Source organism: Paracoccus sp. (in: a-proteobacteria) (genome assembly GCF_046289755.1).
In the GTDB taxonomy this organism is placed as follows: Bacteria; Pseudomonadota; Alphaproteobacteria; order Rhodobacterales; family Rhodobacteraceae; genus Paracoccus.
Genome location: NZ_JBKBVD010000008.1, coordinates 35138 through 57025, shown reverse-complemented (window position 1 = coordinate 57025; position 21888 = coordinate 35138). Strand labels below are relative to the sequence as shown.

At 69.4% G+C, this 21888-nt stretch carries 24 protein-coding genes; 18 read left to right on the top strand and 6 right to left on the bottom strand.

All coding sequences use genetic code 11. The annotated features are described in order from the left end of the window. The first annotated feature begins 2 nt into the window (after window positions 1-2). The 9 genes from ACK41U_RS04725 to ACK41U_RS04685 are packed head-to-tail and all read left to right on the top strand — an operon-like array spanning window position 3 to window position 8714. Complete coding sequence (locus tag ACK41U_RS04725; protein ID WP_409676716.1) at window positions 3-1076, top strand: hypothetical protein; 1074 nt, start codon at window positions 3-5, stop codon at window positions 1074-1076. Beyond that, window positions 1064-1861, top strand: a complete 798-nt coding sequence (locus tag ACK41U_RS04720) for a hypothetical protein (protein ID WP_409676713.1) — start codon at window positions 1064-1066, stop codon at window positions 1859-1861. Before ACK41U_RS04725 ends, ACK41U_RS04720 begins: the two co-directional genes overlap by 13 nt. Continuing rightward, window positions 1858-3348, top strand: coding sequence for a phage baseplate assembly protein V (locus ACK41U_RS04715; RefSeq protein WP_409676710.1), 1491 nt, complete (start codon window positions 1858-1860; stop codon window positions 3346-3348). The genes ACK41U_RS04720 and ACK41U_RS04715 overlap by 4 nt, the downstream gene beginning before the upstream one ends. Window positions 3349-3351: 3 nt before the next feature. Next, window positions 3352-3699: a hypothetical protein gene (locus tag ACK41U_RS04710; protein WP_409676707.1), complete on the top strand. Its 348-nt coding sequence runs from the start codon at window positions 3352-3354 to the stop codon at window positions 3697-3699. Continuing rightward, window positions 3700-4158, top strand: coding sequence for a GPW/gp25 family protein (locus ACK41U_RS04705; protein ID WP_409676704.1), 459 nt, complete (start codon window positions 3700-3702; stop codon window positions 4156-4158). It abuts the gene before it with no gap. After that, window positions 4148-6673 carry a putative baseplate assembly protein gene (locus tag ACK41U_RS04700; RefSeq protein ID WP_409676701.1) on the top strand — a complete coding sequence of 842 codons (2526 nt, stop codon included), beginning with the start codon at window positions 4148-4150 and terminating at the stop codon, window positions 6671-6673. Before ACK41U_RS04705 ends, ACK41U_RS04700 begins: the two co-directional genes overlap by 11 nt. Next, entirely contained in the window at window positions 6663-7211 is a 549-nt protein-coding gene (locus ACK41U_RS04695) for a phage tail protein (protein ID WP_409676698.1), read from the top strand. Before ACK41U_RS04700 ends, ACK41U_RS04695 begins: the two co-directional genes overlap by 11 nt. After that, on the top strand, window positions 7189-8202 hold the full coding sequence (locus ACK41U_RS04690) for a hypothetical protein (RefSeq protein WP_409676695.1): 1014 nt from the start codon (window positions 7189-7191) through the stop codon (window positions 8200-8202). Before ACK41U_RS04695 ends, ACK41U_RS04690 begins: the two co-directional genes overlap by 23 nt. Before the next feature lie 38 nt (window positions 8203-8240). Beyond that, the gene (locus tag ACK41U_RS04685) at window positions 8241-8714 is read left to right on the top strand and encodes a hypothetical protein (protein WP_409676692.1); all 474 of its coding nucleotides are present in this window, start codon (window positions 8241-8243) and stop codon (window positions 8712-8714) included. Window positions 8715-8858: 144 nt separating this feature from the next. On the opposite strand, the gene phnF is transcribed toward ACK41U_RS04685, so the two are convergent. After that, entirely contained in the window at window positions 8859-9587 is a 729-nt protein-coding gene (gene phnF / locus ACK41U_RS04680; RefSeq protein ID WP_409676690.1) for a phosphonate metabolism transcriptional regulator PhnF, read from the bottom strand. Between the two features lie 87 nt (window positions 9588-9674). Here phnF and phnG point away from each other — a divergent pair, with 87 nt between their 5' ends. The 8 genes from phnG to phnN are packed head-to-tail and all read left to right on the top strand — an operon-like array spanning window position 9675 to window position 15195. Then, entirely contained in the window at window positions 9675-10139 is a 465-nt protein-coding gene (gene phnG, locus ACK41U_RS04675; protein ID WP_409676687.1) for a phosphonate C-P lyase system protein PhnG, read from the top strand. Then, window positions 10136-10690 carry a phosphonate C-P lyase system protein PhnH gene (gene phnH / locus ACK41U_RS04670; protein ID WP_409676684.1) on the top strand — a complete coding sequence of 185 codons (555 nt, stop codon included), beginning with the start codon at window positions 10136-10138 and terminating at the stop codon, window positions 10688-10690. The genes phnG and phnH overlap by 4 nt, the downstream gene beginning before the upstream one ends. Continuing rightward, entirely contained in the window at window positions 10690-11760 is a 1071-nt protein-coding gene (locus tag ACK41U_RS04665; RefSeq protein WP_409676681.1) for a carbon-phosphorus lyase complex subunit PhnI, read from the top strand. The genes phnH and ACK41U_RS04665 overlap by 1 nt, the downstream gene beginning before the upstream one ends. After that, window positions 11757-12353 carry an HAD-IA family hydrolase gene (locus tag ACK41U_RS04660; RefSeq protein WP_409676679.1) on the top strand — a complete coding sequence of 199 codons (597 nt, stop codon included), beginning with the start codon at window positions 11757-11759 and terminating at the stop codon, window positions 12351-12353. The genes ACK41U_RS04665 and ACK41U_RS04660 overlap by 4 nt, the downstream gene beginning before the upstream one ends. Continuing rightward, a complete protein-coding gene (locus ACK41U_RS04655; protein WP_409676676.1) occupies window positions 12350-13210 on the top strand; it encodes an alpha-D-ribose 1-methylphosphonate 5-phosphate C-P-lyase PhnJ in 861 nt (286 codons plus the stop codon). Before ACK41U_RS04660 ends, ACK41U_RS04655 begins: the two co-directional genes overlap by 4 nt. After that, window positions 13207-13980, top strand: a complete 774-nt coding sequence (gene phnK / locus ACK41U_RS04650) for a phosphonate C-P lyase system protein PhnK (RefSeq protein WP_409676673.1) — start codon at window positions 13207-13209, stop codon at window positions 13978-13980. The genes ACK41U_RS04655 and phnK overlap by 4 nt, the downstream gene beginning before the upstream one ends. Before the next feature lie 4 nt (window positions 13981-13984). Continuing rightward, complete coding sequence (gene phnL / locus ACK41U_RS04645) at window positions 13985-14668, top strand: phosphonate C-P lyase system protein PhnL (RefSeq protein WP_409676670.1); 684 nt, start codon at window positions 13985-13987, stop codon at window positions 14666-14668. Further along, window positions 14665-15195: a phosphonate metabolism protein/1,5-bisphosphokinase (PRPP-forming) PhnN gene (phnN, locus tag ACK41U_RS04640; protein ID WP_409676667.1), complete on the top strand. Its 531-nt coding sequence runs from the start codon at window positions 14665-14667 to the stop codon at window positions 15193-15195. The genes phnL and phnN overlap by 4 nt, the downstream gene beginning before the upstream one ends. Here phnN and ACK41U_RS04635 read toward each other — a convergent pair. Next, window positions 15171-15854 (bottom strand): DUF1045 domain-containing protein, encoded by a 684-nt coding sequence (locus ACK41U_RS04635; protein WP_409676664.1) that lies wholly within the window; start codon window positions 15852-15854, stop codon window positions 15171-15173. The genes phnN and ACK41U_RS04635 overlap by 25 nt on opposite strands. Before the next feature lie 96 nt (window positions 15855-15950). Between ACK41U_RS04635 and ACK41U_RS04630 the strand changes: the two genes are divergently transcribed. Further along, window positions 15951-17105 carry an alpha-D-ribose 1-methylphosphonate 5-triphosphate diphosphatase gene (locus ACK41U_RS04630; protein ID WP_409676661.1) on the top strand — a complete coding sequence of 385 codons (1155 nt, stop codon included), beginning with the start codon at window positions 15951-15953 and terminating at the stop codon, window positions 17103-17105. A gap of 23 nt (window positions 17106-17128) precedes the next feature. Here the strand turns inward: ACK41U_RS04630 and ACK41U_RS04625 are convergent, their stop codons facing one another. The 4 genes from ACK41U_RS04625 to hflK all read right to left on the bottom strand — a co-directional run bounded on the left by ACK41U_RS04625 (window position 17129) and on the right by hflK (window position 21821). Further along, a complete protein-coding gene (locus ACK41U_RS04625) occupies window positions 17129-17452 on the bottom strand; it encodes a 2Fe-2S iron-sulfur cluster-binding protein (RefSeq protein WP_409676658.1) in 324 nt (107 codons plus the stop codon). A gap of 115 nt (window positions 17453-17567) precedes the next feature. Continuing rightward, a complete protein-coding gene (locus ACK41U_RS04620) occupies window positions 17568-19148 on the bottom strand; it encodes a Do family serine endopeptidase (protein WP_409676655.1) in 1581 nt (526 codons plus the stop codon). A gap of 172 nt (window positions 19149-19320) precedes the next feature. Further along, window positions 19321-20526 carry a protease modulator HflC gene (gene hflC, locus ACK41U_RS04615; protein ID WP_409676843.1) on the bottom strand — a complete coding sequence of 402 codons (1206 nt, stop codon included), beginning with the start codon at window positions 20524-20526 and terminating at the stop codon, window positions 19321-19323. Window positions 20527-20537: 11 nt separating this feature from the next. After that, the gene (gene hflK, locus ACK41U_RS04610; RefSeq protein WP_409676652.1) at window positions 20538-21821 is read right to left on the bottom strand and encodes an FtsH protease activity modulator HflK; all 1284 of its coding nucleotides are present in this window, start codon (window positions 21819-21821) and stop codon (window positions 20538-20540) included. Window positions 21822-21888: the final 67 nt, after the last annotated feature.

The window sequence follows — 21888 nt, the reverse complement described above, 5'->3', positions numbered from 1 at the left end:
CGATGGGCGCGGTGCCGGGACCGCTGGTCAGGGGGCTTGCCCGCAGCATGCTGGCATTGTCGGCATGGCTGGACCGCAGGGCGGCGACCATCGTCCGCGCCGCGCCGCAACCCGTGCCCGATCCGCTGGACGTTCTGCGCCGCCGCTATCCCGGCGCGCCCGAGGCATGGTTGCGCCAGATCGCCGCCCGTCTTGGCACGCGGCCCCTGCCCGCGGCGGACATGCCGGGCTGGGCGGTCACAGGGCAGGACCCACCAACGCCGCTGTCACCGCCGCAGCCGGTCGCCGCCCGCATGGATCCGGCGCCACCCTATCCCGGCCCCGATCCCGGCCCCGCGCCCGCCCGGCCCGCAGCCTGTCGCGACTGGCCGCGCGCCATTGCGCAGGCAGCCGACACCACCGTCCTGCCCTGGACGCGACCAGCGCGACCGCGCCTGTCGCAGCCGGTCTTCGCATCCGCCGACTGGTTCATCGCGGCACCCACGTCCCCGGCCTTTCCCGCAGCGCCCCGTCGCGCCGCGCCTGCGCCGCCGCGCTTTTCATCCCCGGTCATGTCGCCCGCACCGGACGCCCCTCCGCAGCCCGCCCTGACGCCCTGTGCCACGACGCCCTCCGCCAGGACGACGCCCGGGTATCGCCCGACACAATCCCCGTCATCCGCCCCGTCATCCGCCCCGGACCCGGCATGGCCCGTGGCGATGATGGATGATCCGGCGCCACCCCCCGGCCTGCAAGCACCTCCGAGGATCGCCAGCCCGCCTGCGGCCTTCCCGGCGCCACCGCAGCCGCACGCCGCACCGGCGCTGCACCTGTCCGTGCGGCCGCCCGACCCGCCACGGACCACCCTGTTCGTCGCGAGCCCGCCACCCGGCCGCCCTGCATTGGCAGACTGGCCCGCGATGAACACGCCGCCCGCCACGGTCCCGGCACCCTTTGCACGGTCACCCGCCCCGGCCCTCTGGCCCGCGCTGCCAGCCTGCGACGACGGACCTGCCAGCGCCGACCCCGAGTCAGAGATGCCCGGCCGATGGGCCGCGCCGCGCCCCGATCAGGAGGCCAGGAATTGGAACGGATAGTCTTTCTGGTCGAACCCGAGGGGCGGCGGATCCCGGCGCTTCTGAACCCCGAAGATCTGACCATCACCCGCCGCGCGGGTTTGCGCAGCCGGGCCACACGTGGGGGCACCATTCTGGGGGCGGGGCTGGCCGATGATCCGCTGATCGCCACCGGCGGCGGTGTGACCGAGCTGGAGCTGCGCCTGCTGTTCGACACCGAACTGACGGACCGCCCCGACCCGGCAGGTCCGGTGCCGCAGCGGGCCGATCCGCCGTCAACCCAGCCTGCCATTGCGCGCGCCGACCCCGATGTCCGCGACCTGACCCGGCCGCTGTGGAGCCTCGCCGATCCGGTCGCGCCCGTGCCCGCCGGCAGCATTGTCCGCTTTATCTGGGGGCGCGCGTGGAACATGCCCGTCGCGGTCACCGCCATCGCCGAGCGACTGGAGCGGTTCGGCAGCGGCGGCGCACCCCAGCGGTCGTGGATCAGCCTGCGTCTGCGGCGCGTGCCCGAACCGCCCGTCGCGGCCCCGACCGCCCTGCCTGCAATGTCCGGGGCGGCGATGTCCGGGGGCGACGTGATGCCGGATGCGGACCCGCAGCTGACCGAAGGTGCCCAGTTCGTGCAGGCGGTCTCGGATGCCGGGGGCAACAGTGCGACACCGCTTTATCTGCTTGCCGATCAGATGCTTGGCTCGCCCGCCTTCTGGCCGGTCATCGCGGCGGCCAGCCAGATCGACGATCCGCTGAACATTCCTCCCGGCACGGTCCTGACGGTGCCACCGGTCACGGGGGCCGCGCCATGACCCGCCCGATGATCCTGACGCTGGACGGGGCGCCGTTCCCTGCGCCGCTGGTCAGTGCGCTGAGCGGACTGAGCCTGCACCAGTCCCTCGGCGCCCCTGCCGCGCTGGAGATTGAGCTGGCGTTCCACCGCCCCGATCTGCCCCAGGCCCTGCGCGCGGGCGTGCAGATCGGCCTGTCGGTCCGGGGCGCGCCCGAGCCGCTGTTTTCCGGCGAGGTGACCGACATCGCGCTCAGCTACAGCGCGGGCGGCCCGCCTGTGGCCACGATCACCGCGCGTGACGGGATGCAGGCGCTGGCCTGCCGCCAGTCGATGCTGGCGCTGCGCGATATGTCGGCGGCGGATCTGGCCGCGCATCTGGCCGGGGAACTGGGGCTGGACAGCCATTGCCCCGAGGACGCGCCGGTTCACGGCCTGATCCTGCAACAGCAGCAGACCGATCTGGACCTGCTGGCCGATGTGGCGGCGGGCGCGGGGCTTTACCCGGTTCTGAGAGGGGGCACATTGGTGCTGATGTCGCTGGCGGGCGACAGCGATGATGCGGTCGCCCTGCGTCCCGACGAAGGGCTGCACGCGCTGCGCGTCACCTCGCGTGCCGGGCAGTGGCTGCCCTCGGTCCGGATCGCCGGGCGCGACCGGCTGACCCTGCAGAACCGGCAGGCGCAGGTCGCGACCGCGCGGCAGGACCAGGTCGAGATGCGCGACCCCGGCCCGGTCACCGGCCACAGTCCGCGCCACCTGCTGAACCATGCGACCGACAGCGACGCGGGGGCCGAGGCGCTGGCGGCGGCCAGTCTGGAACGCGCGCTGGCCCGGACCGTCGTGGCCGAAGGGCTGGCCGAGGGCGACGCGCGGCTGATCCCCGGCCGGATCATCCGGCTGGAGGGGGTGGATGCCGGGCTTGGCGGGCAATATGTGCTGACCCGCACCACCCACCGCCTGACTGCGGCTCAGGGCTATGTCACCGAATTCTCGACCGAACCGCCGCAGCGCCCGGCCAGCCCGGCTGCGACGACGACAAGCATCGGGCAGGTGCTGGCGGTCGATGACCCCGCCCGGCTGGGTCGCTGTCAGGTGCAGCTTGCCGATCTGGGTCTGGCCGAGGGCGTGTGGATGCATGTCGTCGCCGCCGGGGCCGGGCCGCGCCGGGGTGTGGCCGCGCTGCCCGATCCGGGCGATCAGGTTCTGGTCCTGCTGCCGCAGGGCGATCCGTCATTCGGGCTGGTGATCGGCGGGCTTTACGGCGAACAGGCCCTGCCCCAGCGGGCCACCGACACGCCGCGCGGCATCGTCCTGCGCAGCGGCGACGGGCAGTCGGTGCATCTGTCGGGCAAGGGCGGGCGGCTGCACCTGTCCAACCGCGAGGGCAGCGTTCTGGATCTTTCGCCGGGTCGGATGCGGATGGCGGCCGCCGGCGATCTGCTGATCGAGGCGCCGGGCCGCACCCTGACCATCCGCGCCGCCGCCATCAATTTCGAAAAGGGCTAGACCATGCCGCAGGTGCTGACCGACCTCTCGACTGTCTACTGCACGCATGGCGGCCGCGTCACGCTGGCGCCCTCGCAGGATCTGGTGCGGATCGAGGGGCAGCCGGTGCTGGTCGAGCCTGATCTTGAGGATCGCCCGATCCGCGCCTGCCCCCATGCGACGCCGATGACCCCGCCCTGCACGCAGACGGTGGGGGTCAGCCGCGGTCCGACCTATTCCTCGTTCGTCACCATCGAGGGGCGGGCGGTCTGCAAGGACAGCGCCGTGGGGCGCACGAACTGGAGCAAGCTGGGCGTGGTGCCGTTTCTGGTGCGCGACCCCCGGCAGGACTGGATCGGGATCGGGGACTAGATGCGCGCAGCGACCGGATGGCGGTTCTTTGATGATGTGCCCGGCGGCCTTTCGGGCGGCCCGGCGCTGACACTTTCGGGCGGGATCGCGATGGTGGGCGGCCCGGCGCGGGTCCGTCAGGGGCTGATGCTGCTGCTGGCGACGGTGCCGGGAGAGCGGGTGATGCGCCCCGGATACGGCTGCCCGCTGGACCGGCTGATGTTTGCGCCCAATGACGACACCACCGCCGGGCTGGCGATCCATTATGTGCGCCAGTCCGTCCAGCGCTGGCTGCCCGAGGTGCAGATCATCCGCCTTGATGCGGGGCGCGATCCCTCGGGGCCGCCCGCGCGGCTGTGGATCTGGCTGGATTACCGCATCCGCGCCGCGCAGACCGATGACCGTCTTGCCCTGTCCCTGGACCTCGACGGCCCGCCACCTGATGCCACGCCACAGACCGGGGGCCGCGATGAAACGTGACGATGACGCGCTGGACCGCCGCAGCTTTGCCGATCTGGTCGACGAGGCGACCGCCCTGATCCGCCGCAGCTGCCCCGACTGGACCGACCTGACGCCGGGCGATCCCGGCATGACCCTGATCGAGGTCTATGCCTGGCTGACGGAAACCATGCTCTACCGGCTGAACCGCCTGCCCGCCCGGCTGCATGTCGAATTGCTGAAACTGCTGGGTGTGACGCCGCTGCCGCCCGCCGCCGCTCAGGTCCGGTTGCAGATCACGCGGGCGCCCGACATGCCGCTGACGCCGCTGACCCTGCCTGCGGGCACCCAGGTCTCGGACAGCGCAGGCACGGTGGTGTTTGCGACCGTGGCGCCGGTGACGCTGACCGCGGGCGAGGCCATGGCCGAGGTCACCGCGATCCACGCCGATCATGTCGCGGCAGAGCTGATCGGGCATGGCAATGGCGATCGCGGCCAGTCCTTCACCCTGCGCCGCGCGCCCCTGCTGCGCGCGATGGGAGAGACCGAGGTGCTGCGCATCGGCGTCGAGATCACCGCCGGTCAGGCGACGGGCGATGCGCCGACCATCACCACCGACGGCCGCATCTTTGTGCTGTGGTCCGAGGTGGCGGGGTTTTCGGCCCGGCAGGACGCACAGGTCTATGTGCTGGACCGGGTGACGGGGCGGGTGACCTTTGGCGATGGCACAGGCTCGGGCCGGGCCGCAGGGGCTGCCGTGCCGCCCGAGGGTGCGCAGATCCGTGCGTGGTATCTGACCGGCGGCGGGCGGGCGGGCAATGTCGCCGCCGATGTGCTGACCAGCCTGCGCAAACCGCTGCCCGGCATCCTGATCCGCAATCCCGACCGCGCCTCGGGCGGCGAGGATGCCGAGACACAGGCCGCCTTTCTGGCGCGCGCACGCGGCGATATCCGCACGCTGGACTGCGCCGTCACCGCGTCCGATTTCGAACAGGTGGCGCTGACGGCGGGCGGCGTGGCCCGCGCCGCCGCCGCCGCGCAGCGCGACCGCTGGGTGTTCGGCACCCCCGGTCTGGTCGAGGTGCTGGCCCTGCCCTCGGTCGAGCCCGACCCCGCCACCGGCGCGGTGACCGCCGGGGCCATCGCGGCCCATCGCACCCCGCTGCTGCGTCAGCGCATATCGGGCGCGCTGGACACCCATCGCCCCATCGGCGTGCGCACCGATGTCAGATGGGGCCGCTGCCTCGCCGTCGGCGTCTCGGGCCGCGTCGCGATTGCACCGTCCGAGGACGCGGCCGCGATGCAGGCGCGCATCATCCGCCGCCTGAACCGTCTGCTGCAACCGGCGTCGGGCTGGCGTTTCGGGCGCGCCCTCAGGGTGTCGGACGTGTACGAGACGATCCTGGAAGAGCCCGGCGTCCGCTATGCCGAACGCATCGTGCTGACCGCATCCGAAGGGGCCGAGGGGCCGGTCGCGGCACTGGCGGGCGATCCTCACCAGCCACGCTGCATCTATGCGCTGCTGGAGGACGGGCTTTACCGCTCGCTGGACAATGCCGCCAGTTGGGAACGGGTGCTGGACAGCGACGCCTACCCCCCCACAGCCATCGCCACCGACCCCGAGGTGCCGGGCTTTCTGGCGCTGATCGGACGCGCGGCGGATCAGCGGTCGCGGCTGTGGATCTCGCGCGATTGTGGCGAAAGCTGGACCGATCTGGAGCTGGTCGAACATCCCGTCAACGATCTGGCGATGGTACGCCGCGACAACCGTCACTGGATCCTGCTGGCGACCGACAAGGGCGTCTTTCGCACCGACCGCGACGGCGCGCGCGGGCTGCAGCCCGTCACCACCGGCGCCGACACGACACATGAGGGGTATTACGCCGCAGCCTCGGGCACCACGGCGGCGGGCCAGCAATTCGCCGCCGTCGCCGCCCGCCAGAAGGGCGGCGTCTGGCTGTCATCCGAGGGCGGCTTCCGCTTGCTGCCCGGCTCGCAGGGGCGCGACATCCGCCGTCTGCGCTTTCATCGCAGCGGCGGGCAGCTGTGGCTGTGGGCCGCGATGCTGGCCGAGGCGGGGGCGACCGGACAGGGGCTGATGCGCATCGGCATCCGCGACGGCGGGCTGGACCCCGCCGGATGGGAGGAGATCGGGCAGGGCTGGCGCGGCGGGTCCTGCCTCGATTTCGATCTGGACGGACACCGCGTGGCAGCGGCCACCCGCGACGGCGGCGCTCTGGTCATCGACGATCTGACCCGCGATGCGGTCTGGCGCGCGCCCACGCTCAGTTCCGGGCTGCCCATCGACGATACGCGCGAACGGCTGCTGCCGCTGCGCGCCGTGGCGATTGGCCGGGGTGGCGAGCAGCGGCTGATCGCGGGCGGGCCGCGGGGGCTGTTTGCGGGCGATGCGGCGGGGCTGAACTTTCAGCCCGCCGGGGGGCGCCGGTTTGCCGATCAGGTGCCCCTGCCCGCCCGCTGGCTGTTCTGCGCCAGCGACCATGACATACAGGTCTTTTCCGACCTCCAGGACAGGGCGCGCACCGATGAAGAGTGACGACATCGCCCTGATGCTGCCCCGCATCTGGCAGCGCCACATGACCGAAGGTTCGGTCACGCAGGCGCTGGTCGGGGTGATGGCGGCGCTGCATGGTTCGGTCGAGGCCGCGATCGACGATCCGTCCGCGCTGACCGATCCGCGCCGCGCCCCCGACCGGCTGGTGCCGGTGCTGGCCGGTTGGGTGGGCCTTGGCCGCTATCTGCGCCCCATGGCCGAGGGCGGCGCGAACGCCCCCCATCCCGGCGATCTGCGCGAATTGACCGCCATCGCTGCATCCCTTGGCCGCAATCGCGGCACGGCGGACAGTCTGATCCGCTTTCTGACCGCCGCAACCGGCATCGCAGGCTTTGCGGTCGACGAGGATCCCGGCACGCCCTTTCATTTCCGCCTTGGCATCCCCGCCGCTGCCGCCGCCCGCACCGGCCTGATCCTGCGCATCGTGGCGGCGGAAAAGCCCGCCTTCACCACCTTTGAGACCCATATCCTGCCGCCAGCCCCCGAGGAGACCCGCCATGACCAGCTTTCAGATCAGTGACGCTCCGGTGCGGCTGGAACTGCAGCCCCCCGGCCCGGATGGCCGGATGCCGCAGGGCAAGGTCCGGTTCACCGTGCGCAACATGGGCCCGCGCGCGCAGTCCGGTCGCATCCGGATCGAACCCGCGAACGGCGCCGATCCCGCTTGGCTGGCACTTGGCGGCGCCCCCGCCACCTCGCCCGCCGAGATCGAGCGTGATTTCGAATATGGCGGGACGCATGAGGTCGAGGCCCTCATCCACCCGCCCGCCGGTGTGGCCGCGGGCAGCCACGGCTTTCGCCTGCGCGTGGTGGCAGTGGACGACCCCGATGTCGACGTGACCCTTGGTCCGGTCGTGGCCTTCACCCTGCCCGAACCCGCCGCGCCCCCGAAGAAAGGGCGTATGCGCATCCCGCGTTGGGCCATCGCCGTGGCTGCCGTGATGGTGCTGGCGGTGGTCGGCGCAGGGGCGTGGTTCGTGTTGCGGCCGGTTGAAGAAGGTGTGCCGATGCCCATTTTTGTGGGGCAGGATCCTGCCGCCGCCGCCATCATCGTGGCCAGCTTTGGCAACCCCGTGCGCTTTTCGCTGGACGGGGCCGGGGACGGCGCGCCCATGACGGTGCTGTCGCATGTCCCTGCAGAGGGTCGGACCCTGGCCTCCGGCACGACGGCCCAACTGACCGTCAAGGCACCAACCGGGGCCTGCACATCGCTGATCTGTCAGTTCCCGAATGCCGATTTCCCCGCCGATGTGCTGCTCAAGCTGGGCGACACCGGTTTTGACGTGCGTTTTGCACCGGCCTTGTCGCGCAATGGCAATACCATCGTGCTGGATGAGGTGCGGCTGGCCAGCCTGCGCCAGCCGCAGCAACCGCCTTCGCAAAACGTTCGCTGCCCGCCGTTCTGCATCTTTGACCCGATCATCAGGCCGAGAGTCACACCTGATCTGGTCGACCTCATGGACCAGATCAGGCGTGAAAACCCAGGATTCAACTGGAATATACGACCCTAGATGACCTGCTCTGTCCCCCTGGCCCCGACGCCCGCACCATGCGCTGGCTGCTGATCGGGCTCGTCGTCATTGGCGCGGTCTTCACCGCGGTGATGCTGACCGCGCCCGGTGGCGGGGGGCTCCGGCCTCCGGGCTGGACACAGACGATGGGGCGTGCCGCGATGCGCCTTGCGCCACGGGTGACCGCGCTCGGCGATGGCCGCGATGAATTCACCTTCGCGGCGGGCGGGGGCGAGATCGCGGGCGTGATCCCCGCTGATCCCGACCGCGCGCAGCGTCTCCTGACACTGACGTTGGACGACCGGTCAGGCCCCGCGCGGGTGATCCATCTCTGTACGCCGACACCCGAGGCCCCCTGCACGGACGCGACACAGACGCTGTGCCTTGGCGCGCGCCATTCCGACTGCGATGAGGAACAGATCAGCCGCCGGGGCTCGTTTGCCATCGGTCCGGGCGGGGGGCAGCTGCGCATCATTGCACCCGACAGCGCGCGCCTGTGGATCACCAGGTGACACAGCTGAGCGGATCAGGGCAGCACGAAAATCAGCCCGTCTCCCTATGACAGCATCCGATGCGCGCGGATGAAGTCCCGGCAGAACGGGCTGCTCGGCCCCAGCCTGAGCCAGTCATGCCCCGGCCCTGACCGACCACTGCGCCTAACCGCGATCCTGCAGAACCAGCGACACCCGGTCGCCCGCAAACCAGGTGCGCCCATATTCCACCGGCCGCCCCCCGGCATCGACATTCACCGCGACCGAGCGCAGGATCGGCGCCTTTTGCGGAACTTGCAGCGCCACCGCCTGCGTGGCTGTGGCCAGTTTGGCGGTGATCTGCGTGCTCGCGCGGGTGTAGTCGCCCACCCCGCAGGCGGCCAGCGCGGCGGTGATCGACTGATGCGCCTCGGCCTGCGCCAGCAGCCCCCGCAGCCACCCCGGCAGCACCGACCGGAACAGCGCCAGCGGTTGCCCATCCGCCAGCGACAGCCCCTCGATCACATGGACCAGATCGCCGGGGGACAGCGCCAGCGCCGCCGCCTCGACCGCATCGCAGGGACGCGTCTCAAGCCGGGTAAAGCGGTGCGAGCCGGCACGTCCCGTCGCCGCCAGATTCTGCGAGAACCGGACCCGGCGCCCCAGCGCATATTCCGTGGGCCGTGCCGTCACGAACACCCCCGCTCCGCGCCGCGCATTGACCAGCCCCGCCTCGGCCAGATCGGCCAGCGCGTGACGCACCGTGTGGCGGTTGACGCCGAACCGCGCCGACAGCTGCGCCTCGGTCGGCAGCCGACAGCCGGGGCGGTAATGCCCGGTCTCAAGCTCGGCGCGCAGCGTGGCGGCGATGGCCTGCCACAGACGCACCCTGTCAGTCGGAACCCTGTCCGTCATGGAAAATTCACACACTTCCGGTTGAGCCGGGCCACCACCCACGCTAAGACTTGTCTAGTTGTATAGGTATCTGGACAAATCCGCAAGATGTCTGCTCCCTCGCCCACCCGCCCCCTCGTGGCCTCTGATCCGGATCGTCGCGGCTGGCTGTCGCTGATGGCGCGCACGGCACCTGAACGGCTGGCCACCATCCTGCCCGATCTGCCCCCGCACGAGGTCCTGCGCGCGCCCGAGACCGGCACGGTCATGGTGCAGGGCCGCATCAATGCGACCGGCGCGCCGTTCAATATCGGCGAGGTGACCGTGACACGCTGCGCCCTGCGCCTGCCCTGCGGGACGGTGGGGCACGGACATGTGCAGGGACGTTCGCACGCCCATGCAGGCCGCGCCGCAGCCATTGACGCGCTGATGCAAACGCCCGAGGCCGCGCGTCTGGCCCCCCTGCTGGAGGGCCTGCGCGCCGAGACCCACGCCGCCCGCACGACGCGCGCTGCCAAGGCCGCGGCCACCCGCGTCGAGTTCTTCACCCTGCAACGCGGAGAAGACGCATGATCGCTGGTCTCGCCAGTCCCGCAACCGACAGCGCCCGCGGCTTTCGCATCCTGATGCAGGCGATGGCACGGCCCGGCACGCTGCATGATCTGCGGCTGGTCGATCCGCCCGCGCCCCTCGGGGCGGCGCAAGCCTCGGTCCTGCTGCTGCTGGCGGATCCCTCGACCGCGCTGCATCTGGCCGGTCCCGCCGACCACGCGCCCGTCCGTGACTGGATCCGCTTTCACACCGGCGCAGCGCTGACCCCGGCGGCCAGGGCGCAGCTTGCCCTTGGCCGCTGGCGCGACCTTTTGCCGCTGGACCGCTTCGACATCGGCCTGCCCGACTATCCCGACCGCTCGGCCACGCTGATCGTAGAGCTGGAAAGGCTTGAGGCCGACGGCGCGCGCCTGACCGGGCCGGGCATCCGCGATCACGCCCGCCTGTCGCTGCCCGGCACCGCGCCCGTTGGCGCCAACCGGGCGCTGTTCCCGATGGGGCTGGATTTCATCTTCACTTGCGGCGACCGGCTGGCCTGCCTGCCGCGCAGCACCGTCGTGGAGGACGTCTGATGTATGTCGCCGTCAAAGGGGGCGAGCGCGCCATCGACAACGCCCACGCCTGGCTGGCCGAGGAACGGCGCGGCGATCCCGATCTGCCGCTGATGTCGGTGGCCCAGATCCGCAGCCAGATGACGCTGGCGGTGAACCGGGTGATGGCCGAGGGCTCGCTGTATGACCCCGATCTGGCCGCTTTGGCGATCCGGCAGGCGCGGGGTGACCTGATCGAGGCCGTGTTCCTGATCCGCGCCTATCGCACCACCCTGCCCCGGCTTGGCGCCTCGGTTCCGGTCGATACGGGCGCGATGGCGGTGGACCGGCGCATCTCGGCCACGTTCAAGGATCTGCCCGGCGGGCAGGTGCTGGGGCCGACCTTCGACTATACCCACCGCCTGCTGGACTTTACCGAGGCCGCCGCCGTCGATCCCGCACCTCTGGGCACGCCCGACCCTGCGCCCATGCCGCATGTGACGCAGATCCTCGACCGCGCCGGGTTGATCGAGCCTGTCGCGCCCGATGACAGCCCCGCCCCCGACCTGACGCGGCAGCCGCTGGAACTGCCCGCCTGCCGCGCCCTGCGCCTGCAGGCCCTGGCGCGCGGCGACGAGGGGTTCCTGCTGTCGCTGGCCTATTCGACCCAGCGCGGATACGGGCGCACCCATGCCTTTGTCGGGGAATTGCGCATCGGCCGCGTGGCCGTAGAGATGGAGATCCCCGAGCTGGGCTTCGCCATCGAGATCGGCGAGATCGAGCTGACCGAATGCGAAACCGTGAACCAGTTCAAGGGCTCGCGCACGGAACCCGCGCAATTCACCCGTGGTTACGGTCTGGTTCTGGGCCAGTCCGAGCGCAAGGCCATCGCCGTGTCGCTGGTCGACCGCGCCCTGCGCTGGCAGGAGCTGGGCGAGGATGCCAGCGGCGCGCCCGCGCAGGACGCCGAGTTTGTGCTGTCCCATTGCGACAACATTCAGGCGACCGGCTTTCTGGAACATATCAAACTGCCCCATTACGTCGATTTTCAGGCGGAACTGGAGCTGGTGCGCGACCTGCGCGCCGGGGCATTCAAGGAGGCCGCCGAATGACCGCCATCGTATTCGACATCGGCAATGTGCTGGTCCGCTGGGACCCGGTTGCTGCCTTTCTGCCGCTGCTGGGCGATCGCGCGCGGGTGCTGGAGTTTCTGGCCCGTGTGGATTTTCCGGCGCTGAACCTGCGCGCCGATGGGGGCGAGACCTTCGCGGCGCTGGCCCTGGAAATCGACGACCCGCAGGACCGCGCCATCTTTCTGACCTATCTGCCGGGTCATGCAGCCTCGATTGCCGAGCCGATCGAGGACACCTGGGCGCTGATGGAGCGGTTGCGCGCGCGGGGCCATCCCATCCACGCCATCACCAACTGGTCGGCCGAGACATGGCCGATCGGGCTGGCCACGCATCCCCGCCTTGGCCGCGCCTTCGGCACCACGATCGTCTCGGGTATGGAAGGCATCATCAAGCCCGACCCCCGCATCTTTGACCTGCTATGCGCGCGCGCGGGCGTGGCGGCCGCAGATTGCCTGTTCATCGACGACAGCCCCAAAAATGTAGCAGGCGCACAGGCGGCGGGGATGGCCGCGCATCACTTCACCACGCCCGAAGCGCTTGAGGCGGATCTGACCGCGCGGGGCCTGCTATGAGCGAATACAACTTCGCCTATCTGGATGAGCAGACCAAGCGGATGATCCGCCGCGCGATCCTCAAGGCGCTGGCGATCCCCGGCTATCAGGTGCCCTTTGCCAGCCGCGAGATGCCGATGCCTTACGGCTGGGGCACCGGGGGCGTGCAGCTGACCGCCGCCTGCCTGACGCCCGAGGACCGGCTGAAGGTCATTGATCAGGGCGCCGATGACACCACCAACGCGGTCAGCATCCGCAAGTTCTTTCAGCGCACCGCAGGCGTCGCGGTCACGCAGGCCACGATCGAGGCCACGCTGATCCAGACCCGCCACCGCATCCCCGAGACCGCACTGACCGAGGATCAGATCCTCGTCTATCAGGTCCCCATCCCCGAACCCCTGCGCTTTCTGGAACCGCGCGAGACCGAGACCCGCAAGATGCACGAGCTGGAGGAATACGGGTTGATGCATGTGAAACTGTATGAGGACATCGCCCGCCACGGCCGGATCGCGACCTCTTACGCCTATCCGGTGCGCGTCGAGGGGCGCTATGTCATGGACCCTTCGCCGATCCCGAAATTCGACAACCCCAAACTGTCGGACTGCCCGGCGATCCAGCTGTTCGGCGCCGGGCGCGAGCAGCGCATCTATGCCCTGCCGCCCTATACGCAGGTGGTCAGCCTCGATTTCGAGGACCACCCGTTTCAGGCCAGCAAGCCCGACCATGCCTGCGATCTGTGCGGCGCGACCGACAGCTATCTGGACGAGGTCATCACCGACGATCAGGGCGGGCGGATGTTCGTCTGTTCCGACACCGATTTCTGCACCACCCGCTCGGCTGCGGGGCACAAGGGCCGTCTGGCCGCGGAGGTCGCATGAAGGACCATACCGACCCCGCCCCGATCCTGACGGTCGAGGGGCTGGCGCGACATTACGGGCCACGGATCGGCTGCACCGATGTCAGCTTTCAGCTTTACCCCGGCGAGGTGCTGGGGATCGTGGGCGAAAGCGGCTCGGGCAAATCGACGTTGCTGTCCTGTCTGGCCGGGCTGCAACGCGCGGATGCGGGCCGCATCACCTATGACGGGCGCGACGTCCTGGCGATGCCGGAAACCGAACGCCGCCGTCTGGCGCGCACCGAATGGGCCTATGTCCACCAGCACGCGCGCGAGGGGCTGCGCATGGGCGTCAGCGCGGGCGCCAATGTGGGCGAGCGGCTGATGGCGACCGGGCATCGCCATTACGGCCAGATCCGCGCGGCGGCCACCGACTGGCTGGGCCGGGTCGAGATCGACGAAGACCGCATCGACGACCGCCCCACCGCCTTTTCGGGCGGCATGCAGCAGCGCCTGCAGATCGCGCGCAACCTTGTCACCGGCCCGCGTCTGGTGTTCATGGACGAACCCACCGGGGGGCTGGATGTCAGCGTTCAGGCCCGGCTGCTGGATCTGCTGCGCGGGCTGGTGCGCGATATGGGGCTGTCGGTCATTATCGTCACCCATGATCTGGCCGTCGTGCGCCTTCTGGCGGACCGGCTGATGGTGATGAAATCGGGCCGCGTGGTGGAACAGGGCCTGACCGATCAGGTGCTTGATGATCCGCAGCATGCCTATACGCAGCTTCTCGTCTCCTCTGTTCTGCAGGTCTGAGCCCATGATATGCGTCGAAAACCTTTCAAAATCGTTCACGCTGCACAATCAGGGTGGCGCGGTCATCCCGGTGATGGCGGGCGCAAACCTGCATGTCGGCCCCGGCGAATGCGTGGGGCTGGTGGGGCAGTCAGGCGCAGGCAAGTCCACGCTGATGCGGATGATCCATGGCAATTACCTGCCCGGCGGCGGCTCGATCCGCATCGCGGGCACCGAACTGGCCGGTGCCGAGCCGCGCCGCGTCATCCGGTTGCGCCGCGAGACGCTTGGCTATGTCAGCCAGTTCCTGCGCGTGCTGCCGCGCGTGCCCGCGCTGGATGTGGTGGCCGAGCCTCTGCGCGCGCTTGGGGTGCCCGAGACCCGCGCCCGCGAACGCGCCGAATGCCTGCTGTGGCGGCTGAATATCCCGCGCCGGCTGTGGTCGCTGTCGCCCACGACCTTCTCGGGTGGCGAACAGCAGCGGGTGAACATCGCGCGCGGCTTTGTCCACCCCTTCCCGGTGCTGCTGCTGGACGAGCCGACCGCCAGCCTTGACGCTGCCAACCGCGAGGTGGTGCTGGCGCTGATCCTTGAGGCCAAGGCGCGCGGCGCCGCCATTCTGGGGATCTTTCACGATCAGGACGCCCGCGCCCGCGTCTGCGACCGGCTGGTCGATGTGACCGGCTTTACACCCACGAGGCCCGCATGATCGTCGCCGTGGTCGGTCCGTCCGGGGCGGGCAAGGATCTGCTGATCGCGGGCGCGCAGGCCTTGCGGCCCGGTCTGCGGCTGGTGCGGCGGGTCATCACCCGCCCCTCGGATGCGGGCGGCGAGGATTTCGAGGGCGTGACGGAAGACGCCTTTGCCCGGATGCAGGCCGAGGGGCGCTTTGCGCTGGACTGGCGCGCGCATGGGCTGGCCTATGGCATCCCGCAGGATCAGCTTGCCGCCCCCGGCCCGGTGATCTTCAACGGCAGCCGCGCGGCGCTGCCGCAGGCGCAGGCACGGCTGCCGGGGCTGCGCGTGGTGCTGGTCACGGCGCCGGTTTCCCTGCTGGCACAAAGGCTGGCGGCGCGGGGGCGCGAAACCGCCGAAGACATCGCCGCCCGGCTGGACCGCGCCGGTTTTCAGATGCCGCCGGGGATCGCCTATACCACCGTCATCAATGACGGCACGCCCGATGAGGGTGCGGCGCGGCTGCTGGCGGCGCTTCAGCCTGCCAGCGCCGCGCGGTGACGCAGATGGAACCGGCCGCCCGCATCCTCGGCCACAAGGCACAGATCACCGATCACGAAGGGGCGCGGCAGGACCGGCGACAGATGCGCCGACAGAGCGGCCATGACCGGGGCGCGGTCAGGCTGGGGCAGCTGGTCGGTCAGGGTCAGGTGAAAGCGGAACTGTTCCATGACAAAGGGATAGCCCCAGCGGTCCAGCAGCTCGCGCTGGCGCGGGGTCAGGGTTTCGGGGCGGCGGCGCGCGATCTCGGCCTCGGTCAGGGGCGCGCGCAGCGGATCGGTGGCGCGCATCACCGCCTCGCCCAGGGCGCGCAGGGCCGCGTCGCAGCCCTCGGGCATCAGCGCCAGAAAGCCGTGCAGATCGCGGACCGCCAGCCCGTCGCAGCGCACCGGCGCCAGATCTGCGGTGCAGGCGTCCAGCGCGGCGATCAAAGTGGCCTCGTCGCAGAGCGGCCGGAACGGCGCGCGGATTGTGCCGTGAAAGCCGTATTTTCCGGGCGCGCGGGTCAGATCGGCGGCATCCCGCGGCAGACCCGGCAGATCGGGTTGCGCCCGCGCCTCTCCGGCGGCAATGTCCCAGCCAAGCCATGCGGCCATGCGATCGGCAAAGGCGCCGGGTTCAGGCGCGTAATACACCGCGTATCGTTTAAAATTCGTCATCATGCCCCGCCATAACCGCCGATTGTCACGCCCCTGTGACAGAATGCTGCCAGATCACCCGCTTTGACCCTTTGCCTCAAGACCGGAAATGCCCCTATGACCGATACGATCCTTGCCAATGCCCTGCTGGTGCTGCCCGATGAGACCTTTCACGGCCATGTCGTGCTGCGCGAAGGCCGCATCGCCGCCATCGGCAAAGGCCGCGACATCCCCCATGGCGCGCTGGATTGCGACGGCGATCTGGTCATGCCCGGCCTGATCGAGCTGCACACCGACAATCTGGAGCGCCATATCGAACCGCGTCCGCGCGTGAACTGGCCCCATCAGGCCGCCATCATCGCCCATGACGCGGAACTGTGCAGCGTGGGCATCACGACCGTCTTCGATGCGCTGCGGGTGGGATCGGTCATCACCAACAACAATGCGGGCTTTGGCGAATACGCCCGCGCGCTGGCCGACGAGATCCTTGACCTGCGCGCCAAGGCGGCGCTGCGGATCAGTCATTTCCTGCATCTGCGGGCCGAGATCTGCTCGCAGACGCTGATCGAGGAAATGGCCAAGTTCGGCCCGCTGGACCGCATCGGCATCGTCAGCCTGATGGATCACACGCCGGGCGAGCGTCAGTTCCGCGATGTCAGCAAGCTGAAGGAATATGTCTGCGGCAAGCAGGGCCTGTCCGAGGAGGAATTCGCCGATCACATCGCCGATCAGCAGGCCCTGCGCGCCCGTGTCGGCGCCGCGCACGAGGCGACCGCCGTGGCCGAGGCGCGGCGCTATGGCGCAGTGCTGGCCAGCCATGACGACACGACCGCGCCTCAGGTCGCGGTCAGCGCCGGGCATGGCTGCCATTTCGCAGAGTTCCCCACCACGCTGGAGGCCGCCCGCGCCTGCCACGATCACGGCATCAAGGTGATGATGGGCGCGCCAAACCTGATCCGGGGCGGATCGCATAGCGGCAATATCGCAGCCCATGAGCTGGCCGAGGCCGGTCTGCTGGATATTGTGTCGTCTGATTACGTGCCCTCGGCGCTGCTGTCGGCGGCGCTGATGCTGGGCGATCTGTGGGGCGATCTGGCGCGCGGGATCGCGACGGTGACGGCGGCGCCCGCCGATGCGGTGGATCTGCATGATCGCGGGCGGCTGGTTGTCGGCGCACGGGCCGATCTGATCCGCGTCACGCGGATCGCAAGCACCGGCATCAACACCGGGGCCGTGCGCGGCGTCTGGGTGCAGGGGCGGCGCGTCGGCTGACGCGCCCTCCCCCTTTCAGCGCATCAGATCTGGCGTTCGGGCAGCTGCACGACCAGCCCGTCCAGCGCCTCGGTCACCTTGATCTGGCAGGTCAGCCGCGAGCGTTCGGGGTCGGGCTGGTAAGCGAAATCCAGCATGTCCTCTTCCATCGGGTCGCGGGCGGGCAGCTTGTCCAGCCAGTCCGGCGCGACATAGACATGACAGGTCGAACAGGCGCAGGCGCCGCCGCAATCGGCGTCGATGCCGGGCACGCCATTGTCGCGCGCGCCCTCCATCACGGTCATGCCGGGGCGGACCTCGATCTCGTGGCGGGTGCCGTTATGTTCGATGTAAGTGATCTTTGCCATGCTCGCCTGTTCCCTTGGCTTATCCCCTTGGTGCCGCCGGGTTAGGCGATCACCAGACGAATGAAAAGGGGCAGCCCGGCAGGCCGCCCCTTCTGTCACAATCAGGAAACGCAGATCACTCTGCCGGTTCCGTGACCGGCAGGCCCAGAAAGCGCGGCTCGCCATCGCGGCGCACAAGGATGAGAATCGAGATCCGCCCGGCTTCGATCACCTCATCAATCCGCGCGCGCAGATCCGCGACCGACGCGACGCTTTGCTGGCCCGCCTCGGTGATGACATCGCCCGCGGCCAGACCCTTGCCGTCGGCAGGGCCGTCAGGGTCAATCGCCGTGATCACAAGGCCCTGCGCGTCGCGCGGCAGGCCCAGTTCGGCAGCCGTTTCGGGCGTCAGCGGCACAAGGGTCATGCCCAGAAGATCGGTCTCGCCCGGTTCTTCCTCTGCGGTCGGGGCGGTGGTGGCGCCGGTGGCCGCCTCGCGCAGGCCAAGCGTCACCTGCAAGGTCTCGGCACTGCCGTCGCGCATCACCACGACCTCGACCGTCTCACCGGCAGGTGCCTCGGCCACACGGCGCACAAGGGCGCGGGTGTCGCCGACCTCGGTTCCGTCAAAGCTGGTGATCACATCGCCCGCGCGCAGCCCTGCCTCGCGGGCCGGGCCTTCGGGGACATCGGTGATCATCGCACCCGCAGCTGCCTCCAGTCCCATCGCGTCGGCCATCTCGTCGCTGACATCCTGGATCATCACGCCCAGCCAGCCGCGCCGGGTTTCGCCGAATTCGTTCAGCTGATCGACGACCTGCGAGACGACATTCGACGCCATCGAGAACCCGATCCCGATCGAGCCACCATTGGGCGACAGGATCGCGGTGTTCACCCCGATCACCTCGCCCTTGAGGTTGAACAGCGGACCGCCCGAATTGCCCCGGTTGATCGCGGCGTCGGTCTGGAGGAAATCGTCGTAAGACCCTGACAATTCGCGGTTCCGTGCCGAAACGATCCCGGTCGAGGCGGAAAAGCCCTGCCCCAGCGGGTTGCCAAGAGCCAGCACCCAGTCGCCGACGCGCGCGCTGTCGCTGTCGCCGAACTTGACGAAGGGGATCGCCTCGTCGCTTTCGACCTTGAGCAGCGCAATATCGGTCGACGGGTCGGTGCCCACCACGGTCGCGGGCAGGCGGGCGCCGGAGTAGAACTCGATCTCGATCTGATCGGCGCCTTCGATGACGTGGTTGTTCGTCACGATGAACCCGTCGGACGAGATCACAAATCCCGAACCCAGCGCGTTCGACCGCTGCGGGCTGCGGCGCTGGGGCATGCCTTCGGGTCCGTCGGGAAAGCCCGGAATGCCAAAGTCGCGGAACAGGTCAGAAAACGGGCTGCCTTCGGGGAAACGAGGGCCGCCGGGGCCGCCCGTGGGCTGCGACACGACCGAGGTGGTGGTGATATTGACCACCGCAGGCGAAACACGCTCGGCCAGATCGGCAAAGCTGCCGGGCATGACCTGCGATTCGGCGGCGGCAGCGACATCTGCGCCAAGCGGTTGGTTTGCATCGGCGGCGTCCTGCGCCTGCTGACTGGTCTGCGGCGAAACCTCGTCAGGGGCGGGCTCGACGACCTGCTGTGCGCCTGCATGGCCCAGACCAAGCCCAAGAGCCAGAACCGACACCGTCAGCAAATGGCGAGGCGAAAGCGATCTCATGCTGAATGTCCTCTCGAATTCAGGGGCAGCGGCCAATGTGGCGGCGGCTGCCATGGTGCATATCAAAGCAATCTGGGGGCGCGTTGCAATAAAACCGCGCTCTCGGCCTGTGAACAGATCGTGACTTTTGTTGCAAAGCGGGCGGGGAAATCCCCCGCCCGCTGTGTCATCCTCAGTTTGCAGGCGGCGCCGCCTGCGGATCGCCCGCATCCGGGGCAGGCTCTGCCGCCGGTGCCTCAGCCGGGGCGTCCGTCGGTTGTTCGGCGCCGTCGGTCGCAGGGGCCGCGCCGCTATCTGGCATCATGATCTCGGACTCTTCCTGCGGCGGCGTGGTCAGGCTTTCCGGAACCGGGGTCAGCCGGACCCCTGCCGATTCGCCCAGAACATTGCCCTCGCGATCCGTGACGTTCTGCTCGACCAGATCCTCGTCGCTGGTCAGCGGACCCTCGGACTGTTGCATCTCCTGCGCCGAGGTGCCTGCGGGCACCGGCTCGGAGGGCGGGTTGGCGTTGGCGGCACCGTCATCGCGCAGATAGGTGAAGAACTCACCTTCGGGCGCCAGCACCATCGAGGTGTTGGTGCCGATCATCGACCGTTCATAGGCGGTCATCGAGCGGGTGAAGGCAAAGAACTCGGGGTCGCGACCGAAGGCATCGGCATAGATCGCGTTCCGCTGAGCGTCAGCCTCACCGCGGACCACCTCGGACCGGCGCCGCGCTTCCGATGTCAGCTCGACCACGGTCCGGTCGGCGGCGGCGCGGACGCGCTGAGCCGCCTCGTTACCGCGTGCGATTTCGTCTGCGGCCTCGCGTTCACGTTCCGCCCGCATCCGGCCATAGGTGGCGTTCAGGTTCTGCTCGGGCAGATCGGTGCGGGTCAGACGCACGTCGATGATCTCGACCCCCAGCCCGGCCGAGTTGTTGCGTGCCTCGCCCCGGATCTGGTTCATCAGCGCGGTCCGGTCATCGGACAGCACGGCGGTCGAGGGAACCGAACCCAGCACCTCGCGGATGGCGGCGCTGACGATCGGCTCCAGCCGGGTCAGTGCAGCCTGCACGCCGCCGGTGCCCACGGCCTGACGGAAGCGGACCGGATCGGTGATGCGCCAGCGCGCGAAGGCATCGACGACCAGACGGCGGTCATCCAGCGGCGTCACCTCCAGCGGGCTGGTCGGCAGGCCCAGAATGCGGCCATCATATTTGACGACGTTGTCGACGAAGGGCATCTTGAAGTTCAGCCCCGGCGTCTCCTGCACATCGACCACCCGGCCAAGGCGCAGCACCAGCGCCTTTTCACGCTCGTCCACGATATAGATCGCCGAGCCCGCCAGCACGGCGGCCACGAACACCACGGGCAGCGCCAGCGCGGTCAGCTTGATTCTGCGGGCCATCAGTTCGTCCCTCCGGTGGTCGTGGTGGAACCTGCGGGCAGGCCGGTTGCGCCGGCGCCCGATGGCACCCCGGCAGGCTGGTTGCGGCTTGCCGACGGGGCACCGCCGCGCAGCTGGTCCAGCGGCAGATAGGGCACCACGCTCTGGCTGCCATTCTCGCCCTCGCCCAGAATGATCTTCTGCACGTCGGCCAGAACCTGCTCCATCGTTTCCAGATACATCCGGCGGCGGGTCACGTCCGGCGCCTTGACATATTCCTCGTAGATCGAGTTGAAGCGCGCGGCTTCACCCGCAGCCGTGTTGACGGCCTGAGCGCGATAGCCCTCGGCCTGTTCCAGAATCTGGGCGGCGTCACCACGGCCCTGCGCCAGAACGCGGTTGGCATAGGCATCGGCCTGATTTTCCAGCCGGTCGCGTTCCTGCTGGGCGGCCTGCACCTCGCGGAAGGCGTCGATCACCTCGCCGGGCGGGTCGGCGCGGTCAAGGTTGACCCGCACGACATTGATGCCCGACTGATATTCATCCAGCGTCTGCTGCACGGCCTGCCGCAGATCGGTGGCCACAGCACCCCGGTCGCGGTTCAGGATCGGCGCCAGCTCGCTGCGCGCGATAATGTCGCGCATGGCGGATTCGGACACTGCCCGCATCGTGTCGGTCGGATCGGCCAGATTGAACAGGTACATCTGCGGATCGCGGATGTTCCAGACGACCTGATATTCCATGTCGACGATATTCTGGTCGCGGGTCAGCATCAGCCCGGTATCCATCGGACCCGCGCGCCCGGTGCCGATCTCGGTCACACGCTCGTTGGTGACGGCCACGACCTCGGCCCGCACGACGGGCCAGGGGGCAAAGTTCAGACCCTCGGTTCCGACCGAAACGGCGCGACCAAAAAGAAACTCGACCGACTGTTCGTTCGTCTGCACGCGGTAAAAACTGGCAAAGGCCCAGACGCCAAGCGCGACAAGCCCGACAACCGCCACGGTCGAGCGGTTCAGCCCGAAGCTCGGGCCGCCGGGTCCACGCCCGCCACCGCCGCCAACCGGGCCATTTCCGCCGCCGCGCCCGCCCATCAGGACGCGCAGACGCTCTTGCCCCTTTTTCATCAGCTCTTCGATTTCGGGCATCTGCTGATCACCGCCCTTGCCGGGACGACGCGGGCCTTCGGGTGGCTGCTGGTTCCCCCATGGTCGCCCCGCCGGAGGTCGCTTGTCGCCATCCCCGCCATCACGACCGCCGCCATTTCCTCCGCCGCCTCCGCCCCAGGGGCCCTGATTTGCCATCCGTCGTCCTTCTTTCGTTGGATATTCCGTTGTCTGAAAACTGGGGCGCAAGGCCGGAATGTCAACC

Excerpts from the sequence above, each read along its gene's own strand:
- ACK41U_RS04725 (WP_409676716.1), top strand. The coding sequence starts at position 3 with ATGGGCGCGGTGCCGGGACCGCTGGTCAGGGGGCTTGCCCGCAGCATG.
- ACK41U_RS04715 (WP_409676710.1), top strand. The coding sequence starts at position 1,858 with ATGACCCGCCCGATGATCCTGACGCTGGACGGGGCGCCGTTCCCTGCG.
- ACK41U_RS04710 (WP_409676707.1), top strand. The coding sequence starts at position 3,352 with ATGCCGCAGGTGCTGACCGACCTCTCGACTGTCTACTGCACGCATGGC.
- ACK41U_RS04705 (WP_409676704.1), top strand. The coding sequence starts at position 3,700 with ATGCGCGCAGCGACCGGATGGCGGTTCTTTGATGATGTGCCCGGCGGC.
- ACK41U_RS04700 (WP_409676701.1), top strand. The coding sequence starts at position 4,148 with ATGAAACGTGACGATGACGCGCTGGACCGCCGCAGCTTTGCCGATCTG.
- ACK41U_RS04695 (WP_409676698.1), top strand. The coding sequence starts at position 6,663 with ATGAAGAGTGACGACATCGCCCTGATGCTGCCCCGCATCTGGCAGCGC.
- ACK41U_RS04690 (WP_409676695.1), top strand. The coding sequence starts at position 7,189 with ATGACCAGCTTTCAGATCAGTGACGCTCCGGTGCGGCTGGAACTGCAG.
- ACK41U_RS04685 (WP_409676692.1), top strand. The coding sequence starts at position 8,241 with ATGCGCTGGCTGCTGATCGGGCTCGTCGTCATTGGCGCGGTCTTCACC.
- phnF (WP_409676690.1), bottom strand. The coding sequence starts at position 9,587 with ATGACGGACAGGGTTCCGACTGACAGGGTGCGTCTGTGGCAGGCCATC.
- phnG (WP_409676687.1), top strand. The coding sequence starts at position 9,675 with ATGTCTGCTCCCTCGCCCACCCGCCCCCTCGTGGCCTCTGATCCGGAT.
- phnH (WP_409676684.1), top strand. The coding sequence starts at position 10,136 with ATGATCGCTGGTCTCGCCAGTCCCGCAACCGACAGCGCCCGCGGCTTT.
- ACK41U_RS04665 (WP_409676681.1), top strand. The coding sequence starts at position 10,690 with ATGTATGTCGCCGTCAAAGGGGGCGAGCGCGCCATCGACAACGCCCAC.
- ACK41U_RS04660 (WP_409676679.1), top strand. The coding sequence starts at position 11,757 with ATGACCGCCATCGTATTCGACATCGGCAATGTGCTGGTCCGCTGGGAC.
- ACK41U_RS04655 (WP_409676676.1), top strand. The coding sequence starts at position 12,350 with ATGAGCGAATACAACTTCGCCTATCTGGATGAGCAGACCAAGCGGATG.
- phnK (WP_409676673.1), top strand. The coding sequence starts at position 13,207 with ATGAAGGACCATACCGACCCCGCCCCGATCCTGACGGTCGAGGGGCTG.
- phnL (WP_409676670.1), top strand. The coding sequence starts at position 13,985 with ATGATATGCGTCGAAAACCTTTCAAAATCGTTCACGCTGCACAATCAG.
- phnN (WP_409676667.1), top strand. The coding sequence starts at position 14,665 with ATGATCGTCGCCGTGGTCGGTCCGTCCGGGGCGGGCAAGGATCTGCTG.
- ACK41U_RS04635 (WP_409676664.1), bottom strand. The coding sequence starts at position 15,854 with ATGACGAATTTTAAACGATACGCGGTGTATTACGCGCCTGAACCCGGC.
- ACK41U_RS04630 (WP_409676661.1), top strand. The coding sequence starts at position 15,951 with ATGACCGATACGATCCTTGCCAATGCCCTGCTGGTGCTGCCCGATGAG.
- ACK41U_RS04625 (WP_409676658.1), bottom strand. The coding sequence starts at position 17,452 with ATGGCAAAGATCACTTACATCGAACATAACGGCACCCGCCACGAGATC.
- ACK41U_RS04620 (WP_409676655.1), bottom strand. The coding sequence starts at position 19,148 with ATGAGATCGCTTTCGCCTCGCCATTTGCTGACGGTGTCGGTTCTGGCT.
- hflK (WP_409676652.1), bottom strand. The coding sequence starts at position 21,821 with ATGGCAAATCAGGGCCCCTGGGGCGGAGGCGGCGGAGGAAATGGCGGC.